Genomic DNA, 1669 nt, shown 5'->3' with positions numbered 1-1669 from the left:
GTGTCGGGGTACTCGTTGGAGTGCAGAGGTGAGTACGGCTGATCTTGCAGAGGTCAGGTGTCGTGGTGGGGGCCTTGTTCGTCACGGTGGGTTGCGTTTTGCAGGCGCAGGCGGGTGAGGCCGAGCATGTCGATCAGCCATCCGGGTCCGCCGGTGATGCCGCGGGCGCGTAGGAGGGTGTCGACCTCGTGGTGGGTCGCCGCAGGGGCGCGGGCGAGGAAGTCCTCGCAGATCTGGAGCAGGAGTTGCAGCAGCTGGTCGCCGTGGTTGGTGTCTATGGGGTCGTCCGGGATGGCCGGGATGGGCATCAGGCGACGTTCTCGATGGCGGTGAGGCGGTTCTTGAGGCGGTAGCTGGGGCCGTTGATGGGGACGACGTCGCAGTGGTGCAGGAGCCGGTCGAGGATGGCGGTGGCCAGGACCTCGTCGCCGAAGACTTGGCCCCATTCGCCGAAGCCTTTGTTCGAGGTCAGCAGGGTGGAGCCCTTTTCGTAGCGTTTGGAGATCACTTGGAAGACGAGGTTGGCTTCGGGTCGTTCGAGGGGTTGGTAGCCCACTTCGTCGATGACCAGGACGGTGGGGCGTAGGTAGGTCTGCAGCTTGCGGGCCAGCCGGCCGATCGCGTCGGCGGCTTTGAGGTGGCGGACCATGTCGTCGAGGGTGGTGAAGTAGACGGTGAATCCGGCTCGGCAGGCGGCGACCGCGAGGGACACGGCGATGTGGGTCTTGCCGACGCCGGGCGGGCCGAGGAACGCGACGTTGGCTTTGGCCTGCACGAACGCGAGGGTCGCGAGGTCACGGACTTTGCGGGGGTCCAGGTCGGGTTGGAAGCTGAAGTCGTAGTCGTCGAGGGTCTTGTGGTGCGGCAGCTTCGACAGGCGTAGCCCGGCGCGGAAGCGGCGTTCGTCGCGGACAGCGAGTTCCTCTTGTAGGACGAGGTCGAGGAACTCCAGGTAGCCCATGGCCTCGGTGCCGGCCCGGCCGGTGAGCTCCTGCAGCGTCTCGGCCAGGTGAGGCAGGCCGAGTTTGGTGGCGCTGGCGTGGATGCGGTTGGTGACCAGCTCACTCACTTCGAGACGTCCTTCAGGTGTGGGCGGTTGGTGAACGGGCTGGCCGCAGCGATCTGTTCATAGACCGACAGTGGCCGGGCCTCGACGGCGATTTGGGCGGCGGCGGCCCGGTTGAGCAGGGCTTGCAGCGGTCCCTGGCCGCCGCCGTGACGGGCCGGTCGGCGCGTGGCCGGTTCGCCGGCGGGGTCGCCGGCGGTGACGGCACGGGTGTGTCCGTCGGGCAGGCCGTCCCAGTGGCTCTCGTCGACGACGCGGGCGCCGCGGCCCACGGCCCGCTGGTGCGTGGCCAGCAGCGTGGTGCCGTCCAGGCCGGGGACGATGGCGTGGATGGTGATGGTGGCGGCGGTCGCCCGGATCTCCACGAGTTGGCGGTGGCGGACCCGTCGGGCCGGCACGGAGTAGAGGTTGCCGGCGTAGGCGACCAGGCAGTCCTTGCCGACGTGCCGCAGATGCCGGTCGGCGACCACATACGCCCGGGCGGGGATCGGTCGCAGCGCGGCGTGGTCGCGGACCGCCCGCACGCCGATGATCTCGCCGTGGGTGCGATGCCGCACGGCCCGCCGCTGCGGCACCCAGGCCACGAACGTGGCGTCGAGCTCG

At 69.4% G+C, this 1669-nt stretch carries 2 protein-coding genes and 1 pseudogene; all 3 read right to left on the bottom strand.

The window, feature by feature from the left end:
- Positions 1 to 53: 53 nt before the first annotated feature.
- A complete protein-coding gene (locus AB0I11_RS34355) occupies positions 54 to 308 on the bottom strand; it encodes a hypothetical protein (RefSeq protein WP_357330105.1) in 255 nt (84 codons plus the stop codon).
- Positions 308 to 1069, bottom strand: a complete 762-nt coding sequence (gene istB, locus AB0I11_RS34350) for an IS21-like element helper ATPase IstB (protein ID WP_357330103.1) — start codon at positions 1067 to 1069, stop codon at positions 308 to 310. Before istB ends, AB0I11_RS34355 begins: the two co-directional genes overlap by 1 nt.
- Positions 1066 to 1669 (bottom strand): annotated as a pseudogene (locus AB0I11_RS34345) (IS21 family transposase); the annotation flags it as partial. The pseudogene AB0I11_RS34345 and the gene istB, both read right to left, overlap by 4 nt.

Source organism: Micromonospora sp. NPDC050495 (genome assembly GCF_040655175.1).
GTDB lineage: Bacteria > Actinomycetota > Actinomycetes > Mycobacteriales > Micromonosporaceae > Micromonospora.
The sequence above is the reverse complement of the archived record's forward strand: the minus strand, read 5'-3'. Positions and strand labels throughout refer to the sequence as shown.